Source organism: Kitasatospora sp. NPDC004669 (genome assembly GCF_040609455.1).
Taxonomy (GTDB): Bacteria; Actinomycetota; Actinomycetes; order Streptomycetales; family Streptomycetaceae; genus Kitasatospora.
In genome coordinates this window covers 1-18,548 of sequence record NZ_JBEXKB010000008.1, presented here as the reverse complement: position 1 = coordinate 18,548, position 18,548 = coordinate 1, and the positions used below count along the sequence as shown (strand labels likewise).

The window sequence follows — 18,548 nt, the reverse complement described above, 5'->3', positions numbered from 1 at the left end:
ACTTCCGGTGAATCGGGGCCGTCGCGCTTCTTCCATCCGGTGTCGGCAAGGACTACCCTGCCAACCATGCCAGTGATTACTGGCGCGATTGGCAGGGTCCCGGAGGCGAGCCTCCGGGAGGTTCCGGGGCGGGACGCCTCGGGAGAGCGCGACGATCACCGCCCCACCCTCAGGAGGTTGCCGCATGGCATCCAGCAGCAAGCGCCCCCGCTCCGGCGCGTCCGTAGCGACCGACACCACTGCTGCGCAGGAGACCGTCCCGCACGTCCGGGTGGCGGTGATCGGCTCCGGCTTCGGCGGCCTCGGCGCCGCGGTCCGGCTGCGCCGAGCCGGGATCACCGACTTCGTCGTCCTGGAGCGCGCGGACTCCGTAGGCGGCACCTGGCGCGACAACAGCTACCCCGGCTGTGCCTGCGATGTGCCCTCGCACCTCTACTCCTTCTCCTTCGCACCCAACCCCGACTGGCCGCGTAGCTTCTCCGGCCAGTCGGACATCCGCGCCTACCTGGAGAAGGTCGCCACCGTCTTCGGCCTGCGTCCGCACCTGCGCTTCAACACCGAGGTGCTGGAAGCCCGTTGGGAGAACGATCAGACCCGCTGGCGGATCACCACCTCGGCCGGGCAGTGGACCGCCGACGCGATCGTCTCCGCCGCCGGACCGCTCGCCGACCCGCAGATCCCCGACCTGCCGGGCCTCAGCGGCTTCCCCGGCAAGGTCTTCCACTCCTCCCGCTGGGACCACGACTTCGACCTGACCGGCAAGCGCGTCGCGATGGTCGGCACCGGGGCCTCGGCCGCCCAGATCATCCCGGCGATCCAGCCCAGGGTCGGCAAGCTCACCGTCTTCCAGCGGACCCCGGCCTGGGTGCTGCCGCGCCGCGACCGGGAGATCAGCCAGCTGGAGAAGTGGCTGCACGGCCGCCTCCCGGTCACCGCCAAGATCCGCCGCGGCACCCTCTTCGCCCTGCGCGAGCTCCAGGTGGACGCCTTCGTGCGCCGCCCCGGAATGCTGCGTGTGGTCCAGCAGCTCGCCGAACGCCACATCGCCCAGGGCGTCGCCGACCCGGCGCTTCGCGCCAGGCTCACCCCGGACTACCGGATCGGCTGCAAGCGCATCCTGCTCAGCAACACCTACTACCCGGCGCTCGCCGCCGCCAACACCGAGGTCGTCCCCTCCGGCCTGCGTGAACTGCGCGGCTCCACCCTGGTGGCCGCCGACGGCAGCGAGCGCGAGGTGGACGCCATCGTCTTCGGCACCGGCTTCCATGTCACCGACATGCCCATCGGCTCCCGGGTGTTCGGTGTGAACGAGACCAGCCTCGCCGAGGAGTGGAAGAGCGGCATGGAGGCGCTGCGCGGCTCGACCGTGCGCGGCTTTCCCAACCTCTTCTTCGTGATCGGCCCCAACACCGGTCTCGGCAACAGCTCGATGATCCTCATGATCGAGTCCCAACTGAACTACCTGATCGACGCGTTGACAACGCTCAGCTCGGTCGGCGCCACCGCGATGCAGCCCACCGCCCGGGCCCAGCGGCAGTGGAACCTCGAACTGCAGCACCGGATGGACCGCACCGTCTGGACCACCGGCGGCTGCCGCAGCTGGTACCTGGACCCGAGCGGCAGGAACACCGTGCTCTGGCCCGGCTCCACGACGTCCTTCCGCCGTGCCACCCGCAAGGTCGACCTCGGCGAGTACGAGCTGATCATGCGCGCCGCACCCGCCAACGCCCGTACCGCCCAGGAGGTTTCCGCATGAGTGAGCGGAGCGAGCGAGTCATGAAGAGGTGCGTGTTGCGCGAAGCGCCTGCCGAGCGAAGTGGGGTGGGCGCATGAGTGAGCGGAGCGAGCGAGTCATGAAGAGGTGCGTGTTGCGCGAAGCGCCTGCCGAGCGAAGCGAGGTGGGCGCATGAGTGCCGCCGCCCAGTTGCCCGCCGAGTACGTGCCGCCCACGCCCGTCGAGGAGTCGAGCGTCCGCTCGGCCGACGGCATCCGGCTGCACGTCGAGGTGCACGGCCAGCCGGGCGCGCCCACCGTGGTGCTCTCCCACGGGTGGACCTGCTCGACCGCTTTCTGGGCCCCGGTGATCCGCGAACTCTCCGACCGTTACCGGGTGGTGGCCTACGATCAGCGCGGCCACGGGCGCAGCGAGATCCCGCCGAGCCGGGCCCGCTACTCCACCCGGGCGCTCGCCGAGGACCTCGCCGCCGTGCTCGCGCGGACCGTTCCGGCGGGGGAGCGGGCGGTGCTGGCCGGGCACAGCATGGGCGGGATGACCATCATGGCCGCCGGCGGTCGCCCCGAGGTCGCCGAGCGCACCGCCGCCAATGTGCTGATCTCCACCGGACCGGCCGAGTTGGTCGCCGAACTCACCGTTCTGCCGGAGGGCGTACGGGCCCCGGGTCTGCGGCGCTTCCTGCACCGGCGGCTGCTGCGCTCCCGGATGCCGCTCGGGCCGGTCACGCCGGTCAGCCGCACCGCGCTCAAGTACGCCACGATGGGACCGAGTTCGCCCGCCGGTCAGGTTGAGGCGACGGCCCGGATCGTGCACGCCTGCCCGACCGCGGTCCGCGCCCACTGGGCCGGGGTGCTCGACCGGCTGGACGTACGCGCCGGGCTCGGCCGGATCACCGCGCCGACCGCCGTGGTGGTCGGCACCGCGGACCGGCTGACCCCGCCCGTGCACGCCCACCGGATGGTCGCCGAACTCGCCGACCCACAGGGGCTGTTGCTGCTACCCGGGGTCGGGCACATGGCGCCGCTGGAGCGCCCGGTGGAGGTCGCCGCCGAGATCCACCGGATGGCCGCCGCGCACCTGGCCGCCGAAACCCCCGTTGCCGTTCACGCCGTCGCTGCTTCCGCCGTCGAGAGGACCACCATCGCATGAACGCCATCCCGCCGTTGTCCGCACAGGTGGTGGTGGTCACCGGGGCCGCCCGTGGCATCGGGGCCTCGCTGGCCCGCAAGCTCGCCCGGCGCGGCGCCGAGGTCGCGCTGCTCGGGCTGGAACCGGAGGAGCTGAAGGCCGTTGCGGCGCAGTGCGGCGCGGCCGCCACCTCCTGGGAGGTGGACGTCACCGACGTGGAGGTGCTCAGCGACACCGCCCGCCGGATCAAGGAGCACTACGGGCGGATCGACGCCGTGGTCGCCAACGCCGGCATCGCCATCGGCGGACCGCTCACCGACAGCGACCACCGGGCGTTCAGCCGGGTCATCGAGGTCAACCTGCTCGGCAGCGTCGCCACCGCGCGGGCCTTCCTGCCGGCGCTGACCGAGAGCCGCGGCTACCTGTTGCAGATCGCCTCGCTCGCCGCGCTGACGCCCGCGCCGCTGATGAGCGCGTACTGCGCCAGCAAGTCCGGAGTGGAGGCCTTCGCCCACTCGCTCCGCGCAGAGGTGGCCTACCAGGGGGTCAAGGTCGGTGTGGGGTACCTGAGTTGGACCGACACCGACATGGTGCGCGGCGCCGACCAGGACGCCGCGCTGAAGCAGATGCGCAGCCGACTGCCGTGGCCGGCCAACAAGACGTATCCGCTGGAGCCCGCGGTGGACCGGATCGTCGCCGGGATCGCCCGCCGGTCCCCCCATGTGTACGCCCAGGCCTGGCTGCGCGGCATGCAGCCGGTGCGCTGGCTGCTGCCGAGCCTGATCGCGGTGGTTGGCTCCCGAGACGTCGCCAAGATCGCCCCGCAGCTCGCCGCGACCGCAGCCTCCCGGCTGCGCGCCGTCGGGGCCGGTGGCGCCGCGGACACGGCGGCGCGGGGGAGCCGGGCGGGGGCGGACGGCTGACAGTCGACAGCTGACGGACCACGGCTGACAACTGACAACTGACAGATTTCGAAATCTGAAATCTGAAATCTGTCAGTTGTCGGCTGTTTGGCTGTCAGCCGCCCGCCGCGATCCCCACCAGCACCCCCAGCGCCCGCGCCAGCGCCGGCAGCGGCGGCGAGGCCAACCCGACCCGGACCGCCGACGGCGTGCTCCGCGGGTCGACGGCGAACGCCGCCGCAGGCGTCACCGAGATCCCCGCCCGCGCCGCCGCCGCGACGAAGGTCTCCGCCCGCCAGGCCCCCGGCAGCTCCCACCACAGGTAGTACGAGCACGGGTCCGCCCGCAGCCGCTGCCCCGCCAGCACCTCCCGCGCCAGTGCCTGCCGAGCCGCCGCGTCCGCGCGCTTCGCCGCCTCGACCGCCGCCAGCGTCCCGTCCCCGATCCAGCGCACCGCCGCCTCCAGCGCGAAGCCGCTCGGCGCCCATCCGCCCGCCCGCAGCGCGCCCGCCACCCGCTCGCGCACCCCGTCCGGGACGACGGCGAACCCGGTGGTCAGCCCCGGGGCGAGCCGTTTGGAGAGGCTGTCCACCAGGACGGTCCGCTCGGGCGCCAGCGCGGCGAGCGGTGACAGCCCGGGCCGCAGAAAGGACCAGACCGCGTCCTCGACCACCGGCAGGTCCAGCCGGCGCAGCTCCCCGGCCAGCGCGACCGCCCGCTCGTACGGCAGGCTCGCCCCGGTCGGGTTCTGCAGTCGCGGCTGCACGTACACCGCACGCAGCGGCGCCGCACGGTGGGCCGCTGCCGCGGCCTCGGGCAGCAGCCCGTCCTCGTCCATCGCCAGCGGCACCAGCCGGATGCCCAGCCGCTCCGCCACCGCCTTGACCACCGGATAGGTCAGCGCCTCCACCCCCAGTCGCTGCCCCGGCGGCACCAGCGCGGACAGCGCCCCCGCCATGGACTGCCGCCCGTTGCCCGAGAACAGCAGGTGCTCCGGGTCGACCGGCCAGGCGTCCGTCGACAACAGCCCCGCGAAGGCCCGCCGTGCCGCGCCCGTCCCGACCGCACCGACCGGCCGCAGCGCCTCGCCCAGCGCGTCCGCCCGCAGCAGCGGCGCCAGCCCGTCGGCCAGCAGCTCGTCCTGTCCGGGTGCGGTCGGGTAGTTGAGTTCCAGGTCGACCGGCACGGCGGCGGGCTCGGTGAGCGCGACCCGCCCGTCGTCCGTACCCTGCCCGGCCCGCACGAAGGTGCCCCGCCCGACCTCCCCGACGGTCAGCCCGCGTCGGACCAGCTCGCGGTAGACCCGGGTCGCCGTCGAGCCGGCGATGCCCCGGCTGCGGGCGAAGGCGCGCTGGGTGGGCAGCTGCTGGCCGGGTCGCAGCCGTCCGTCGGCGATGTCGGCGGCGATCCCGTCCGCGATCAGGCGGTAGTCCTCCATCGGCGGTCAGCTCCTTCCGAGTCCTGAGCGATACAGCATTGCACCGAGTGCAAAGTCGTCATTGCATCGAGCTCGCGGCGCACTCTAGCCTCCTCCCATGAGCGAGTTGGACGCGTTGATATCCGCGGTGGACGGCCACGCCGTGCTCGGCATCGCCGCCGTGGCGCTGGGCATGGCGCTGTCGCCTGGGCCGAACATGATCTACCTGGTCTCGCGCTCGATCGCGCAGGGCCGCCGCGCCGGGCTGGTGTCACTGACGGGCGTCGCGACCGGCTTCCTGGTCTACCTGGTCGCGGTGACCGCCGGGGTGGCCGCCGTCTTCTCGGTGGTGCCCGCGCTCTACACCGCGATCAAGCTGGCCGGCGCCGGCTACCTGCTCTGGCTGGCCTGGAAGGCGGTCAAGCCGGGCGGCACGGCGGTCTTCGCCCCGCAGCAGCTGCCGCCGGACCCGCCGCGCCGCCTGTTCGCGATGGGCTTCCTGACCTGCCTGCTCAACCCCAAGATCGCCATCATGTACATCTCGCTGCTGCCCCAGTTCGTGGCGCCCGAGCGCGGCCACGTCGCCCTGCAGAGCCTGGTGCTGGGCCTGGTCCAGATCGTGATCGCGGTCGCCGTCAACGGTTCGATCGCGATGAGCGCGGGCACCATCGCGAACTTCCTCAACCGCCGCCCGGCCTGGCTGCGCGTCCAGCGCTACGCGATGGGCACCGTCCTCGGCGGCCTCGCCGTGCACATCGCCGCCGACCGCGCCAAGGCCGTCGCGGTCTAATCGGTACGACTGGCGTCTCAGCCTCGGCGGCGTCACGCTGTCTGACGTCGAAGCGGTTTCGGCCCCGAGCTGGGCAGGCGTCAGATGTGCCTCCTCGCCTGGATTTCATCACCCGGTCGGGCGATGATCCTGTCCGGTACCACGAGCACGACCGACCGCCTGTATCCGCAGCCCGCTGAGCAGGGGAGTCGCCCTGGGTGTGGGCTCGACTGCGGCGAGTCGGTACGGTCGGGGGTATGACCACAGCCTTGATCACCGGCGCGACCGCCGGCATCGGAGCCGCGTTCGCCCGCCGGCTCGCCCGCAGCGGCTACCAGCTCGTCCTGGTGGCCCGGGACACCGAGCGCCTGGAGCGCGCGAGCGCCGACCTGCACGCCAAGTACGGCATCGAGGCGGAGGTGCTGCGCGCCGACCTCTCGACCGATGAGGGCATCGCCGCCGTCGAGGCCCGGCTCGGCGACGCCGAGCGCCCGGTGGACCTGCTGGTCAACAACGCCGGCTTCGGCAACAAGGGCGCCTTCGGGGCCGTCCCGCTCCAGGCCGAGCTGGACATGGTGAAGGTGCACGTCGAGGCGGTCCTGCGCCTGACCACGGCCGCCCTTCCGGGGATGCGCGAGCGCGGCCGGGGCGCGATCGTCAACGTCGCCTCGGTCGCGGCCTTCCTGCCGCGCGGCACGTACGGGGCGAGCAAGGCGTGGGTGGTGAGCTTCACCCAGGGCGTGCTGCGCGACCTCGGCGGTACGGGCGTGCGGATGATGGCGCTGTGCCCGGGCTTCACTCGCACGGAGTTCCACGAGCGGGCCGGCATGGGCACCGGCAACATCCCGTCCTGGTCCTGGCTCTCGGCCGAGCGGGTGGTCGACGAGGCGATGCGCGACCTGGCGCGCGGCAAGTCGTTGTCGGTGCCGGGCAGGCGTTACAAGGCGGCCGTGGCCATCGCCCGGATGCTGCCGTCCGGCAAGCTCGGCGGCCTGTCCTCCAAGGCGGCGCGTACCTACCGGACGAACTGAGGCTCCGGCGGTCGGTCGGGGGATTGCAGCCGCGAGGGAATAGAGTCACTCTCACTATTAGCTTGCCTAACTATGAGCTGCTCTCGCTATGCTGGCAGTCACCCGACCGCCGCCCCCGCGCCCGGCCCCACGCCCCCGCGCGCCCGACCCAGGGAGGCCCGTCCTTGAGGCCCGCCGCCATCGACTGGACCCCGCCCGAGCACGCCGAGGGCGATCCGCGCCCGCCGGCCCAGTGGAGGCGCATCCTCGCGCTGTTCCGCCCGTACCGGGGCCGCCTCGCCACCGTCGGGCTGCTGGTGGCCGCGTCCGCCGTGGTCTCCGTCGTCTCCCCGTTCCTGCTCAAGGCCGTCCTGGACACCGCCATCCCGCAGGGCCGCACCGGGCTGCTCAGCCTGCTCGCGCTCGGGATGATCCTCACCGCCGTGGTGAACAGCGTCTTCAACGTGCTGCAGACCCTGATCTCCACCACCGTCGGCCAACGCGTCATGCACGACCTGCGCACCTCCGTCTACAGCCACCTGCAGCGGCAGTCGCTCGCCTTCTTCACCCGCACCCGCACCGGCGAGGTGCAGTCCCGGATCGCCAACGACATCGGCGGCATGCAGTCCACGGTGACCTCCACCGCGACCAGCCTGGTCTCCAACCTCACCGCGGTGATCGCCTCGATCGTCGCCATGGTCGCGTTGGACTGGCGGCTGACCGTCGTCTCGCTGCTGCTGCTCCCGCTGTTCGTCTGGATCAGCCGGCGGGTCGGCCAGGAGCGCAAGAAGATCACCACCGAGCGGCAGAAGCAGCTGGCAGCGATGAGTTCGGCGGTCCAGGAGTCGCTCTCGGTCAGTGGAATCCTGCTCGGCCGCACGATGGGCCGCTCCGACTCGCTCGCCCGGGAGTTCACCGGACAGTCCGACCAGCTCGCCGACCTGGAGGTGCGGGCCAGCATGGCCGGGCGCTGGCGGATGAACACCATCCAGATCGTGATGGCCGCGATGCCCGCGCTGATCTACTGGGCGGCCGGGCTGACCTCCGCCGCCGGCGCGCCGATCGTCTCGGTCGGCACCCTGGTCGCCTTCGTCACCCTCCAGCAGGGCCTGTTCCGGCCGACCGTGAGCCTGCTCTCCACCGGTGTGGACGTGCAGACCTCGCTCGCGCTGTTCCAGCGCATCTTCGAGTACCTCGACCTGCCGGTGGAGATCGCCGAGCCGGCGCACCCGGTGAGCCTGACGGACATCCGCGGCGAGGTCCGCTTCGAGGGCGTCGACTTCCGCTACGACCCCGAGCAGGAGCGCCCGACCCTGGCCGGCGTCGAACTCAAGGTCCCGGCCGGGAGTTCACTGGCCGTGGTCGGCGAGACCGGCTCCGGCAAGACCACCCTCAGCTACCTCGTGCCGCGGCTGTACGACGTCACCGGCGGCCGGGTCGCCCTGGACGGCGTGGACGTGCGCGAGCTGTCCTTCGACACCCTGGCCCGCGCGGTCGGCGTGGTCTCCCAGGAGACCTACCTCTTCCACGCCTCGGTCGCCGAGAACCTGCGCTTCGCCAAGCCCGGGGCCAGCGACGCCGAACTGGTCGAGGCCGCCCGGGCCGCGCAGGTCCACGAGACCATCGCCGCCCTCCCGGACGGCTACGACACCCTCGTCGGCGAACGCGGCTACCGCTTCTCCGGCGGCGAGAAGCAGCGCCTCGCACTCGCCCGCACCATCCTGCGCAACCCGCCGGTGCTGATCCTGGACGAGGCCACCAGCGCGCTGGACAACCGCACCGAACGCGCCGTCCAGCAGGCCGTGGACACCCTGGCCGCCGGCCGCACCACCATCACCATCGCGCACCGGCTCTCCACCGTCCGCTCCGCCGACCAGATCGCCGTGCTCGACCGCGGTGAGGTGGTCGAACTCGGCACCCACGAGGAGCTGGTGGAGCTGGACGGCCGGTACGCGGCGCTGCTGCGCAGGGAGGCGCCGGACGCGGCGGCGGCCTCCCTGCCGGAGACCGCCCTCGGACACGCGTAAGGCCTTCGGGGAGGGGCGGTCAGGCCGCCTTCGGCACCTCGTTGTAGCTCTCCACGACCTCCTGGCCGGACAGCCGCTGGATCGCCGCCATGACCTCGTCGGTCACCTGGCGACGGGCCTTCAGCGAGCGGGCCTGCCCGTGCAGCTCGTCGAAGTGCAGCGGCTCGCCGAAGCGGACGGTCACCTTCTTGATCCGCGGGACGCGCTTGCCCACCGGCAGGATCTGCTCCGGGCCCTCCAGGGCCACCGGCACGACCGGCACGCCCGCGGTCAGCGCGAGCCAGGCGACGCCCGTCTTGCCCCGGTAGAGCCGGCCGTCGAGGGACCTGGTGCCTTCGGGGTAGATGCCGAAGGCCTTGCCGTCCTCCAGGATCTCCAGCGCCGACTCCAGCGAGGCCTGGGCGGAACGGTAGGTGCCGCGCTCGACCGGTACCGCGCCGATCGACTCGAAGAAGCCCTTGGAGATGCGGCCCTTGAGGCCCGGTGCGGTCCAGTACTCGGCCTTGGCGAGGAAGTGGACCCGGCGCGGGGAGGTGAGCGGGATCACCACGCTGTCGATGAAGGACAGGTGGTTGCTGGCCAGGATCACCCCGCCCTTGCGCGGCACGTTCTCGGCACCCTCGATGACCGGGCGCCAGATCCCCCGTGACACGGGTTTCAGCACCAGCCTGGTGACGAGATCGAGCATGTTCCCTCCCTGGACGAACGACCGCCCGGGAGGTGCCCGGGCCAGCAATCAGATCCGCAGACTACGACACCCACCCCCGCGCCCGTCCACTCCCGCCCGCCGTGGCGCGTACCACGGCCGGGTAGGGTACGGCCGTCCGAACCGAGCACGACCCCGCAGTACCCAGGAGGAAACGATGGAGAGCGTCGAGGCCATCAAGGAGATGTTCGACCGTTTCGACAAGAACGGCGACGGCAAGATCACCGCGGCCGAGTACGCGCTGGCCGCCAACGAGATGGGCGACCACAGCGTCACCATCTCGATGGCCGAGGCGCTGATCCACGCGATGGACACCCGTCACCAGGGCTACCTGGACTTCGAGGAGTTCCTGGCCGCCCGCCAGGGCTGAACTCGCGCTGACGGGGCCGGTCGCCGTACCGGCGGCACCGGCCCCGTCCTCAGGCCCCGAGGCCCTGCCCGCGGCCCCGCCGGGTCAGCCGTGCGCGACCGGGAACACCCGGCGCACCACCCGCTCCGCCGCCCCGCCGTCGTCCCACACGCAGAACTTCTCCCGGAACCTCGCCCGCGCCGCCGGCTCCGGATCGCCCGCCCGCAGCGCCCGCGCCAGCCCGTCGGCGTCCGTCGTGACCGCGCCCGGTGGCTCCTCGAACAGGTCGAAGTACACGCCGCGCTCGCGCTGGTACTCCTCCCAGTCCGGCGCGAAGACGACCACCGGCCGGTCCAGCACCGCGTAGTCGAACATCATCGACGAGTAGTCCGTCACCAGCGCGTCCGCGGCCAGGTAGAGGTCCTCCACGGTCGGGTGCGCCGACACGTCCACGATCTCCGCCGCGTCCTCACCCGCCGTCAGGTCGCCCGGGCCGCCGGCGTGGAAGTAGTGGGTGCGCACCAGCAGCGTGAACCGCGGCCCCAGCCGCCGGGCCAGCTCCTCCACGTCCAGCAGCGGCAGGTAGCCGCCCTTGCCGCCGCGGTGGGTCGGCGCGTACAGCACGGCCGTGGTTCCGGGCCGCAGCCCGAACCGCTCGCGCATCGCCCGGACTTCCTCCGGGGTCGTGTTGGCCAGCCGGTCGTTGCGCGGGTAACCGGTGTCCAGCATCTCGTACCGGCCCGGGAAGGCCCGGGTGAAGTGCTCGCTGGTGTGCGGGTTGGAGGAGACCAGGAAGTCCCAGCGGTCGATGGCCTCCTGGAGCCGGTCGAAGTCCATCCCCTCGGCCGCCTCCGGGCGCTTGCGCAGGTCCATGCCCATCGCCTTGAGCGGGGTGCCGTGCTGGGTCTGGACGTGCACCGTGCCCGGCCGTTTCACCATCGTGCGCGGGAAGTTGACGTTGTTGACGAAGTACTTGGCGGTCGCCATCGCCTTGAGGTAGGCGGGTGTGTTGACGATCACATACGGCACGCCGGGCGGCATGGTGGCGGCCTGGGTGCGGTTCTCCACCACCCACACGCCTCGGATCTGCGGGGCGAGTTCCTTCGCCTTCTCGTAGATCGCCGCCGGGCTGCACGCGTAACCCCGGTGCCAGTACGCGGCGTAGACCGCCAGGTGCTCGTCCAGCGGCAGGCGGCGGAAGGCGTTGTACGCGGTGAACCGGGCGCCGCTGCGCACACCCTTCTTGACCGCGGGCGCCACCGACCGTGCCCCGCGCTTGAGGTCGCGCGGCAGCCGGCCGGTGCGGCGCAGCTCCGCGTACGCGATCCGGGCGCCGCGCGCGGCCAGCCGGTATTGCACGCCGCGCACCCCGCCGGGGAAGCGGTAGTCGGCCGGGCGGTGCCGCTCGAAGTGCTGGGAGATCCGGCGGAAGAACTCCTTGCGCCGGTCGGCGGGGACGAGCCCGGGGGTGTCGTAGACGTTCAGCGCCTGGCGGACGGTCCGGTCGAAGACCAGGGTGCGCAGCGATTCCGGGACGGGCCGACCGGGGTGGTCCGGGTTGTCCGGGCCGCCCCATCGGTCCATGAAGGCGAAGATCGCGTCGTACTGGGCGAAGACGTCGGCGTGCTTGGGGGAGGCGGTCGCGGTGATCGCGCCGTCCCGGCCGCGCCGGTAGAAGTAGCAGGGGCGGTCGAGGTAGCGCAGCCGTTCGGCGGCCAGCAGCGCGGGGTAGGTGACCGAGATGTCCTCGTAGTAGCCGCGGCCGAAGGTGACGCCCAGGCCCTCCAGGAAGGCGCGGCGGAAGACCTTGTTCCACACCGACATCACGGTCTGGAACAGCGCGGGGTGCTCGGCCAGCGTGCAGCCCTCGACCAACGGGGAGCCGACCAGCACGTGCCGCCAGGGGTTGGGCTCCGTCCCGCCGTCCGGGTAGACGTGGGTGAAGTCGGTGAGCAGCACGTCGGCGGGGGTCTCCAGGCGGCGTTCCTGCTCCAGCTCGTCCAGGATCACGCCGACGGTCCGCTCGGGCACCCAGTCGTCGCTGTCCACGAACCAGACGTACTCGCCGCGCACCAGCGGCAGGGCGGCCGCCCGGGCGCCGCCGAGGCCCTGGTTCTCGGTGAGGTGCAGCACTCGCAGGCGGGGGTCGCGGGCCGCGTAGGCGTCCAGGATCGCGCCGGAGCCGTCGGGGGAGAGGTCGTCGACCGCGATCACCTCGAAGCGGGTCTCCGTGGCACGGGTTTCGCCGAGGATGGAGTCGAGGCAGCGCGGCAGGTACCGCTCCACGCCGTGGACCGGAAGCACGATGCTGAGGAGGAGGGACACGCTGGCCGAGTCTACCGATCCACCGGGCGCGACCTGCTGGGACGTCCGGTCGGTGGTGGGCGGCGGGGGCCGGGCCCGGAACCGCCGGTGCCGGGCCCCGAGCGGGGCGGCACCGGCAGTCTGGTGGCGGCCCGGCCGACCCTCTACGGCCGGCCGCCGGTCCGGGCACCCTGCGAGCCTGGCCACCGCAGCGTCGAGGTGACCGGGCAGTGGCTCGCGGGAGCCGGAGTTTGATCGAGTCATTTCATCACTCGAACGCGCGCCTGGGTGCGGTGCGGGCACCTGACACGTGCAAAAGATATTGCTTGGAGGATCGACGCGAGTCAATCCCTCGAATGTGTTCACTTCATGAATCATCCCGCTGGCACCGATCGCCCCGCCCGGTGATCGTTTTGTCGACCTTGCGGCTGTCCCCTATATGGGGGCGACTCGTCGACATGGCCGCGAGACCGCCCGGACGCCCCCGTGCGCCCGGCGCATACCGCGCGAACGGGTGCCGGGCCAATGCCTCCTGGCTCTGCTGACGGCCCGCGGGTCGTGCACCATCATTGATGCCTAGTCGTGATCGGACGGGTGGCCCCTGGTGCATCGTCAGTTGACGCTGCACGATACGGTGGCACAACACCAAGGACGGTTGCGCGAAGGCCGTCTGTCACGGATAGTCTTCGCCTCACGGCCCTGGCGCCTCGTAGGGGTGGGAAAACTGATGGAACACATGAAAGTGCGGACTCGGCCCCGTGTGCCGGCGATCCAATGCGGTGTCGGTGCGACCGGCCGGCGGATCGACCGACACCTGGCCGTGCTCGGCGCGCCCGCACTCTCGGCGGTGGACACCGCCGAGGCGCTCGGGCTGATAAGGGAGCTGACGCCGCGCGGCGCCGACGCCCCGGCGGCGGCCCGTCGTCGCCACACCCGGGTCTCGTTGCTGGCGCCGCTGCGCCGGCTGCGGCGCAGCCTCTTCGGCGGACGCGGCTAGCGGCCTCCCGGTCGCGGCCGACCCGGGCCCGACTCGACCCGACGGACCAATCGGTCCGTCGGGTCTTCGTCGTATCCGGAAGTCTGCCGGCAGGCAGGCCCGTCGCACAGTGGATCCACCCGTCGATTTGGTCTGAACCTCTCACCCTATGCGAGTTTGCCTCCCCGGCAAGGGCAGACGGCGAGGCAGTACGCCCGGCTCGCTGACCTGGGTCAGGATGGCGCCATGGCGGACAACAACCACTCCACGTCGACCGGCTCAACCGGCTCGTTCCAGACCACCACCCTGGAGATCACCACCGGCAGCCGCGAGGTCGCGCTCGACATCACGGACCGCTGCGCCGTGTTCCTCAACGAGCGGGCCGCCGGGCGCGACGGCCTGCTCAACGTGTTCGTCCCGCACGCCACCGCCGGGATCGCCGTCCTGGAGACCGGCTCGGGCAGCGACGACGACTTCCTCGCGACCCTGCGCGACCTGCTCCCGGCCGACGACCGCTGGCGCCACCGGCACGGCAGCCCCGGCCACGGGCGCGACCACGTGGTGCCCGGCCTGGTCGCCCCGCACGCCACCCTGCCGGTGATCGGCGGGCAGCTGGCGCTCGGCGTCTGGCAGTCCGTGGTGCTGATCGACACCAACGGGGACAACCCGCGCCGCACCGTCCGGCTGTCGTTCCTGGGCTAGGGCCAATGCCGGTGACTTTGCGTTCTGCCGCGGCCCTCTGCTCGAAGCATCGCCACAGGTCAGCGGCTCGCGATCGCTGTTAAGTCACCAGCATTGGGGCTAGGGCCAATGCCGGTGGCTCGACAGCGCCCGCGGGTCCTTGAACTGCGGTGATGACGGGGCCGGAAAGCTCTGAAGGCCGCAAAGTCAGTGGCATCGCGGCTAGGGCCTGGCATTGCGGCGAGGGCCTGCCTGGCGGATCTTGCCGGGCCCGGGCGATCAGCGGGCCCGGGTGGCGTCGGCGACGTGCTCGGCCACGGCGGTCAGGTAGCGCTCGATCGCCAGGTGCTGGCAGAGCAGCGCGACCGGACGGCCCAGCCGGGCGTACCAGGCGGAGAGCCGGGAGAACGCGGCGACCTCGAACCACACCTCGCCGTCGGCGTCCATCGACACCAGGAACGACTCCTCGCCGCACTCCGGGTGCCCGGGAAGCGTTCCGTACGCGAAGCCGATCCGGTCCGGCTCCGCCACCGTCCACACCACTCGGCAGGGGATCACCAGGCGCGGCCACCGGGTGCCCGGCAGGTTCAGCCGCAGTAGCACGGTGGCCCCCTCCCGGGCCGGCTCACCCGGCCACACCGCGAAGCCCGTCCCCAACTGGCTGCCCCAACCGCGCACATACCGTCCGGCCCACTCCAGCGCCTCCGGCCCTTGCCCCAGGTGGATCCGCCGCCGTAGATGCGCGTACCCGTCCGGCAGCCGACCGCCCCGGGTGGCCCCGACCTCGGCGTAGGTGGGGGCGGTGGCCCGGGCGGCATGCAGACGTCGGTGGAGATCGGCGACCATGTCGGCCACGGTAGTCGGGGGGCGGTGGCGCTCCGTGGGTGGGGTGGTTCGGATGTCGGTCGGCATCGTCAGTCGTCATCCGTCCAGTGCGATCGCGTTCTTCGCCCGCTCCACCGACTCCTCGGAAGCCGGCCCGCCCGGGTTGTCGGTGGCCAGCGCCTGATTGAGCCGGACGAACGGGCGCAGCCGCCGCTCGTACTCGGCGTAGGCGGCGCGGTGCTCCCCGCCGGAGCCGGTGAGCGCGTCTGCCAGCACGTACGCGCCGACCAGGGCGAGGCTGGTGCCCTGGCCCGACAGCGGGGAGGCGCAGTAACCCGCGTCCCCGAGCAGGGTGACCCGGCCCCGTGACCAGCGGTCCAGGTGAATCTGCGCCATGGAGTCGCAGTAGAAGTCCGGCGCTTCGGCCAGGGCCTTCAGCAGCCTCGGGGTCTCCCAGCGCAACGCGGTCATCCGTTCGGCGACGAGGGCCTTCTGCGCCTCGGGACCGCGCCGTCCGGCCGGCAGCGGCTCGCCCGCGAAGCCGAAGCCGATCCGCAGCTCGGAGTTGCCGCGCACCGGGTAGACGCCGTAGCCCGCCTCGCCCTCGCGCAGCCAGAGCTGCCAGTCCTCCAGGGCGAGGAAGTTGTTCGCGCTGAAGATCGCCAGGTGCATGCCGAGGTGGCGGGTGAAGCGCTCCTCGGGCCCGAAGGCCAGCCGGCGCACGGTCGAGTGCAGGCCGTCGGCCCCCACGGCCAGGTCGAAGCGCCGAGGCTCGGCGCGCTCGAAGCGGATGAGGGTGCCGGCCTCGTCCTCGGCCCGGTCGAGCGCGGTGACGGTGTCCCCGAAGACCAACTCGACGCCCTCCGCCGCCGCCCGGTCGTGCAGCACGCGGACGAGGTCCTCACGCAGCAGCTCGATGTCCCCGCTGTCGAGTCGCCCGCTGCTGAAGGTGCTCTCGGTGGAGCGGTGGATCTCCCGGCCGTCGCCGTCCAGTACGGACATGCCCCGCATCCGGGTGCGGTGGGCGCGGATCTCCTCCAGCATCCCGAGCCGATCGACCACCTTCAGCGCGACCCCGCGGACGTCCACCGCCTGCCCGCCGCCGCGCAGCCCGTCGGCCCGCTCCACGACCGTGGGGGCGAAGCCCCGACGGCTCAGCGAGAGGGCGAGCGCGAGGCCTGCGATGCCGCCGCCGGAGATGAGCACGGACTTCATTGACAGCTCCCTGCCGTTGGTGCGCCGATGGCGCTCGTACGGTGTACGCGTCCTGAATGTACGGCGTACGTACAGGGCCGCCAAGGGCCGTTTCCTGGCTGCTGAGCTAGTGCAGTCGGCGGATTCGAGGGAGCGTCGCTGGTAGGGTCTGAGCTAGTACAGCACTGGTCATCGCGGAAAGAGATCCGCATCACGTGAGGGAGCCGGCCGCATGGTCTCCACGCCCGAGCCCGTCCCGCCCTACCGACGCATCGTCGACCAGATCGCCCGGCGGATCACGGACGGCACGCTCGCACCGGGCGAGCGGGTGCCCTCGACGCGGCGGATCGCCCGGGAGTGGAACGTCGCCCTCGCCACGGCCACCAAGGCGCTCACCACCCTGCGGCTGGAAGGCCTGGTCGAGACCCTGCCCCGGGTGGGCACGGTGGTGGCGGCCCGCCGGGCACCCCGGCGTCGTCCGAGCGCTCCTTCGGCAGAGGCTTCGCAGACCGCCGTTTCGGCGGCCTCGGGAGCGGCCGTCGAGCTGAGCCGGGAGACGATCGTCCGGGCCGCCCTGGAGATCGCCGACCGTGAGGGCCTCGGCGCGCTCTCCATGCGCAGCGTCGCCGCCCGACTGGGCGTGGCGGCGATGTCCCCGTACCGGTACGTGCCGAGCAAGGACGACCTGGTGCTGCTGATGGCGGACGCGGCCTTCGGCGAGGAGACGTACCCGGCCGAGCCGACGGGGGACTGGCGGGCACGCCTGGAGCTCGGCGCGCACACCCTGTGGCGGACCTACCGCCGCCACCCGTGGCTCGCGCAGGTCGGCGCGCTCACCCGGCCGCTGATGCTGCCCGCGCTGATGGACCATGCCGAGTGGGCGCTCGCCGCCCTGGACGGCCACGGTCTGGACGCCGCGACCATGCTCGACCTGCACGTCCTGCTCTACTGCTACGTCCAGGGCGTCGCCGTCCACCTGGAACGGGAGGTCCAGGCCGAGGCCGGTACCGGCCTGACCGAGGACCAGTGGATGGACCGCCAGGGCCCGGCACTGGCGGCGCTGGTCGCGGGGGAGCGGCACCCGGTGTTCGCGCGGACCGTCGGGAGCGTCGGGGACGGCTACGACCTGGACCTGGACTCGCTGTTCGCGTTCGGGCTGGGGCCGATGCTCGACGGGGTCGGGGCGATGATCGAGGCGGCCCGGGCCCGTGCCGGGGGTCTTCGCGGGGGCGTCTTGCCGCAGGGCGGGGGCGGGGAGTAGGAAGGCGGCATGAACGACAGCGCGACGGACGATGCGGTGGTGACCGAGGGCGCGGCGGTGTGTGAGCTCGCGCCGGACGGCTCGGCGGGGGCCGCGCTGCGGCACGACCCGGGGGCGACCGGGCCGCGGGCCGACTGCGTGCTGTGCGGGGAGCCGACCGAGCTGCCGGCCGATCAGCCGGGCGGCACCCTGTGCCCGGTGTGCGCCTGGCAGCAGGCGCAACGGGTGGCGTGTTCGGGCTGACAGGCCGTTCCTAGGCGTCCTCCCGGGTGGCCAGGGCGAGGGTGGAGCCGTGGCGGCCCTTGCGGACCATGAGCTGGGCGGGGATGCGGCTGCGCAGGTCGGCGACGTGGCTGACGATGCCGACCGCGCGGTCCCGCTCGCGCAGGCCGTCGAGGACGTCCATCACCTCCTCCAGGGACTGTTCGTCCAGGGTGCCGAAGCCCTCGTCGATGAACAGGGTGTCCAGCGGCATGCCGCCCGCCTCGTCGGTGACCACGTCGGCCAGGCCGAGGGCGAGGGAGAGCGAGGCGAAGAAGCTCTCGCCGCCGGAGAGGGTGGCGGTGTCCCGCTCGGTGCCCGTCCAGGCGTCGACCACCCGCAGGGCCAGGCCGGAGCGCTTGTTGCCGGTGCCCCGGTCGTCGCTGTGCACCAGGGTGTAGCGGCCGCCGGACATCCGGACCAGCCGGTCGCTGGCCGCCGCCGCGACCTGCTCCAGCCGGGCCGCCAGGACGTACGACTCCAGGCGCATCCGCAGCCGGTTCTCGGTGGAGGTGCCGGCGGCCAGCGCGGCGAGCCGATTGATCCGCCCGTACCGCTCCAGCGCCGGGGCGAGGTCCCCGGCCAGTTCGGTCAGCTGCCGCCCGATCACGGCCAGCGCACCGCAGCGCTCGCGGGCGGCCGACCGGGCGGCATGCGCCCGGCCGAGCCGGTCGGTGGCGGCGCCGAGCGCGGCAGCGGCGGCGGACAGGTCGACCGGCGGACGGGCCGCGGCCTCGGCCAGTTCGGGCAGCGCGAGCTCGTGCCGCACGGCGGCCGACTCCGCGCGGTGCCGCTCCAACCGGGCCTCCAGCCGCTCGCGCTCCTCGCGCGGCAGCAGCACCGCGAGCGCCGCCGCGGCGTTACGGGGCGCTCAGGCTCAAGAGCCCGCTGTCCACCCGCTTCTTCGTCGGCGTGGTGATGATGGCGCTCAGCATGGTCCCGATCCTGCTCGTCGATCCGCCGGGAGATCGCCGGCTCCACCGACCCGGTCACCACCCGCGAC

At 72.6% G+C, this 18,548-nt stretch carries 16 protein-coding genes and 1 pseudogene; 11 read left to right on the top strand and 6 right to left on the bottom strand.

Translation table 11 applies throughout. The features are described from left to right. Positions 1 to 184 precede the first annotated feature (184 nt). The 3 genes from ABZW30_RS09075 (at position 185) to ABZW30_RS09065 (ending at position 3,786) form a co-directional block, all read left to right on the top strand. Positions 185 to 1,756: an NAD(P)/FAD-dependent oxidoreductase gene (locus ABZW30_RS09075; RefSeq protein ID WP_355670381.1), complete on the top strand. Its 1,572-nt coding sequence runs from the start codon at positions 185 to 187 to the stop codon at positions 1,754 to 1,756. Positions 1,757 to 1,906: 150 nt separating this feature from the next. Then, on the top strand, positions 1,907 to 2,884 hold the full coding sequence (locus ABZW30_RS09070) for an alpha/beta hydrolase (protein WP_355670380.1): 978 nt from the start codon (positions 1,907 to 1,909) through the stop codon (positions 2,882 to 2,884). After that, positions 2,881 to 3,786, top strand: coding sequence for an SDR family oxidoreductase (locus tag ABZW30_RS09065; protein WP_355670379.1), 906 nt, complete (start codon positions 2,881 to 2,883; stop codon positions 3,784 to 3,786). Before ABZW30_RS09070 ends, ABZW30_RS09065 begins: the two co-directional genes overlap by 4 nt. Positions 3,787 to 3,880: 94 nt before the next feature. Here ABZW30_RS09065 and ABZW30_RS09060 read toward each other — a convergent pair whose 3' ends face one another. Continuing rightward, positions 3,881 to 5,203: a PLP-dependent aminotransferase family protein gene (locus tag ABZW30_RS09060; RefSeq protein WP_355670378.1), complete on the bottom strand. Its 1,323-nt coding sequence runs from the start codon at positions 5,201 to 5,203 to the stop codon at positions 3,881 to 3,883. 97 nt (positions 5,204 to 5,300) lie between these two features. Between ABZW30_RS09060 and ABZW30_RS09055 the strand changes: the two genes are divergently transcribed. From ABZW30_RS09055 to ABZW30_RS09045, 3 genes are all read left to right on the top strand, one after another. Beyond that, positions 5,301 to 5,972 carry a LysE family translocator gene (locus ABZW30_RS09055; RefSeq protein WP_355670377.1) on the top strand — a complete coding sequence of 224 codons (672 nt, stop codon included), beginning with the start codon at positions 5,301 to 5,303 and terminating at the stop codon, positions 5,970 to 5,972. A gap of 236 nt (positions 5,973 to 6,208) precedes the next feature. Beyond that, the gene (locus ABZW30_RS09050; protein ID WP_355670376.1) at positions 6,209 to 6,982 is read left to right on the top strand and encodes an SDR family oxidoreductase; all 774 of its coding nucleotides are present in this window, start codon (positions 6,209 to 6,211) and stop codon (positions 6,980 to 6,982) included. Positions 6,983 to 7,146: 164 nt separating this feature from the next. Then, entirely contained in the window at positions 7,147 to 8,988 is a 1,842-nt protein-coding gene (locus ABZW30_RS09045; RefSeq protein WP_355670375.1) for an ABC transporter ATP-binding protein, read from the top strand. A gap of 19 nt (positions 8,989 to 9,007) precedes the next feature. Here the strand turns inward: ABZW30_RS09045 and ABZW30_RS09040 are convergent, their stop codons facing one another. Next, complete coding sequence (locus ABZW30_RS09040; protein ID WP_355670374.1) at positions 9,008 to 9,676, bottom strand: lysophospholipid acyltransferase family protein; 669 nt, start codon at positions 9,674 to 9,676, stop codon at positions 9,008 to 9,010. Between the two features lie 175 nt (positions 9,677 to 9,851). Between ABZW30_RS09040 and ABZW30_RS09035 the strand changes: the two genes are divergently transcribed. Beyond that, complete coding sequence (locus tag ABZW30_RS09035) at positions 9,852 to 10,064, top strand: EF-hand domain-containing protein (protein ID WP_355670373.1); 213 nt, start codon at positions 9,852 to 9,854, stop codon at positions 10,062 to 10,064. Between the two features lie 84 nt (positions 10,065 to 10,148). Here ABZW30_RS09035 and ABZW30_RS09030 read toward each other — a convergent pair whose 3' ends face one another. Continuing rightward, positions 10,149 to 12,368 carry a CDP-glycerol glycerophosphotransferase family protein gene (locus tag ABZW30_RS09030; RefSeq protein WP_355670372.1) on the bottom strand — a complete coding sequence of 740 codons (2,220 nt, stop codon included), beginning with the start codon at positions 12,366 to 12,368 and terminating at the stop codon, positions 10,149 to 10,151. 706 nt (positions 12,369 to 13,074) lie between these two features. Between ABZW30_RS09030 and ABZW30_RS09025 the strand changes: the two genes are divergently transcribed. After that, positions 13,075 to 13,344, top strand: coding sequence for a hypothetical protein (locus tag ABZW30_RS09025; protein ID WP_355670371.1), 270 nt, complete (start codon positions 13,075 to 13,077; stop codon positions 13,342 to 13,344). A 225-nt stretch (positions 13,345 to 13,569) separates the two neighbouring features. Continuing rightward, positions 13,570 to 14,025: a YjbQ family protein gene (locus ABZW30_RS09020; RefSeq protein ID WP_355670370.1), complete on the top strand. Its 456-nt coding sequence runs from the start codon at positions 13,570 to 13,572 to the stop codon at positions 14,023 to 14,025. 258 nt (positions 14,026 to 14,283) lie between these two features. Here the strand turns inward: ABZW30_RS09020 and ABZW30_RS09015 are convergent, their stop codons facing one another. Both ABZW30_RS09015 and ABZW30_RS09010 read right to left on the bottom strand, forming a co-directional pair. Further along, complete coding sequence (locus ABZW30_RS09015; RefSeq protein WP_355670369.1) at positions 14,284 to 14,850, bottom strand: DUF1990 domain-containing protein; 567 nt, start codon at positions 14,848 to 14,850, stop codon at positions 14,284 to 14,286. Positions 14,851 to 14,925: 75 nt separating this feature from the next. Continuing rightward, positions 14,926 to 16,044, bottom strand: coding sequence for an FAD-dependent monooxygenase (locus ABZW30_RS09010; RefSeq protein ID WP_355670368.1), 1,119 nt, complete (start codon positions 16,042 to 16,044; stop codon positions 14,926 to 14,928). 211 nt (positions 16,045 to 16,255) lie between these two features. On the opposite strand from ABZW30_RS09010, the gene ABZW30_RS09005 reads away from it, so the two are divergent. Next, on the top strand, positions 16,256 to 17,284 hold the full coding sequence (locus ABZW30_RS09005; protein WP_355670367.1) for a TetR/AcrR family transcriptional regulator C-terminal domain-containing protein: 1,029 nt from the start codon (positions 16,256 to 16,258) through the stop codon (positions 17,282 to 17,284). 9 nt (positions 17,285 to 17,293) lie between these two features. Further along, entirely contained in the window at positions 17,294 to 17,527 is a 234-nt protein-coding gene (locus tag ABZW30_RS09000; protein ID WP_355670366.1) for a hypothetical protein, read from the top strand. Positions 17,528 to 17,537: 10 nt separating this feature from the next. On the opposite strand, the pseudogene ABZW30_RS08995 reads toward ABZW30_RS09000, so the two are convergent. After that, positions 17,538 to 18,365 (bottom strand): annotated as a pseudogene (locus ABZW30_RS08995) (SbcC/MukB-like Walker B domain-containing protein); the annotation flags it as partial. Positions 18,366 to 18,548 lie beyond the last annotated feature (183 nt).

Coding starts and splice junctions, on each gene's coding strand:
- ABZW30_RS09075 (WP_355670381.1), top strand. CDS start 185: ATGGCATCCAGCAGCAAGCGCCCCCGCTCCGGCGCGTCCGTAGCGACC.
- ABZW30_RS09070 (WP_355670380.1), top strand. CDS start 1,907: ATGAGTGCCGCCGCCCAGTTGCCCGCCGAGTACGTGCCGCCCACGCCC.
- ABZW30_RS09065 (WP_355670379.1), top strand. CDS start 2,881: ATGAACGCCATCCCGCCGTTGTCCGCACAGGTGGTGGTGGTCACCGGG.
- ABZW30_RS09060 (WP_355670378.1), bottom strand. CDS start 5,203: ATGGAGGACTACCGCCTGATCGCGGACGGGATCGCCGCCGACATCGCC.
- ABZW30_RS09055 (WP_355670377.1), top strand. CDS start 5,301: ATGAGCGAGTTGGACGCGTTGATATCCGCGGTGGACGGCCACGCCGTG.
- ABZW30_RS09050 (WP_355670376.1), top strand. CDS start 6,209: ATGACCACAGCCTTGATCACCGGCGCGACCGCCGGCATCGGAGCCGCG.
- ABZW30_RS09040 (WP_355670374.1), bottom strand. CDS start 9,676: ATGCTCGATCTCGTCACCAGGCTGGTGCTGAAACCCGTGTCACGGGGG.
- ABZW30_RS09035 (WP_355670373.1), top strand. CDS start 9,852: ATGGAGAGCGTCGAGGCCATCAAGGAGATGTTCGACCGTTTCGACAAG.
- ABZW30_RS09025 (WP_355670371.1), top strand. CDS start 13,075: ATGGAACACATGAAAGTGCGGACTCGGCCCCGTGTGCCGGCGATCCAA.
- ABZW30_RS09020 (WP_355670370.1), top strand. CDS start 13,570: ATGGCGGACAACAACCACTCCACGTCGACCGGCTCAACCGGCTCGTTC.
- ABZW30_RS09015 (WP_355670369.1), bottom strand. CDS start 14,850: ATGGTCGCCGATCTCCACCGACGTCTGCATGCCGCCCGGGCCACCGCC.
- ABZW30_RS09010 (WP_355670368.1), bottom strand. CDS start 16,044: ATGAAGTCCGTGCTCATCTCCGGCGGCGGCATCGCAGGCCTCGCGCTC.
- ABZW30_RS09005 (WP_355670367.1), top strand. CDS start 16,256: ATGGTCTCCACGCCCGAGCCCGTCCCGCCCTACCGACGCATCGTCGAC.
- ABZW30_RS09000 (WP_355670366.1), top strand. CDS start 17,294: ATGAACGACAGCGCGACGGACGATGCGGTGGTGACCGAGGGCGCGGCG.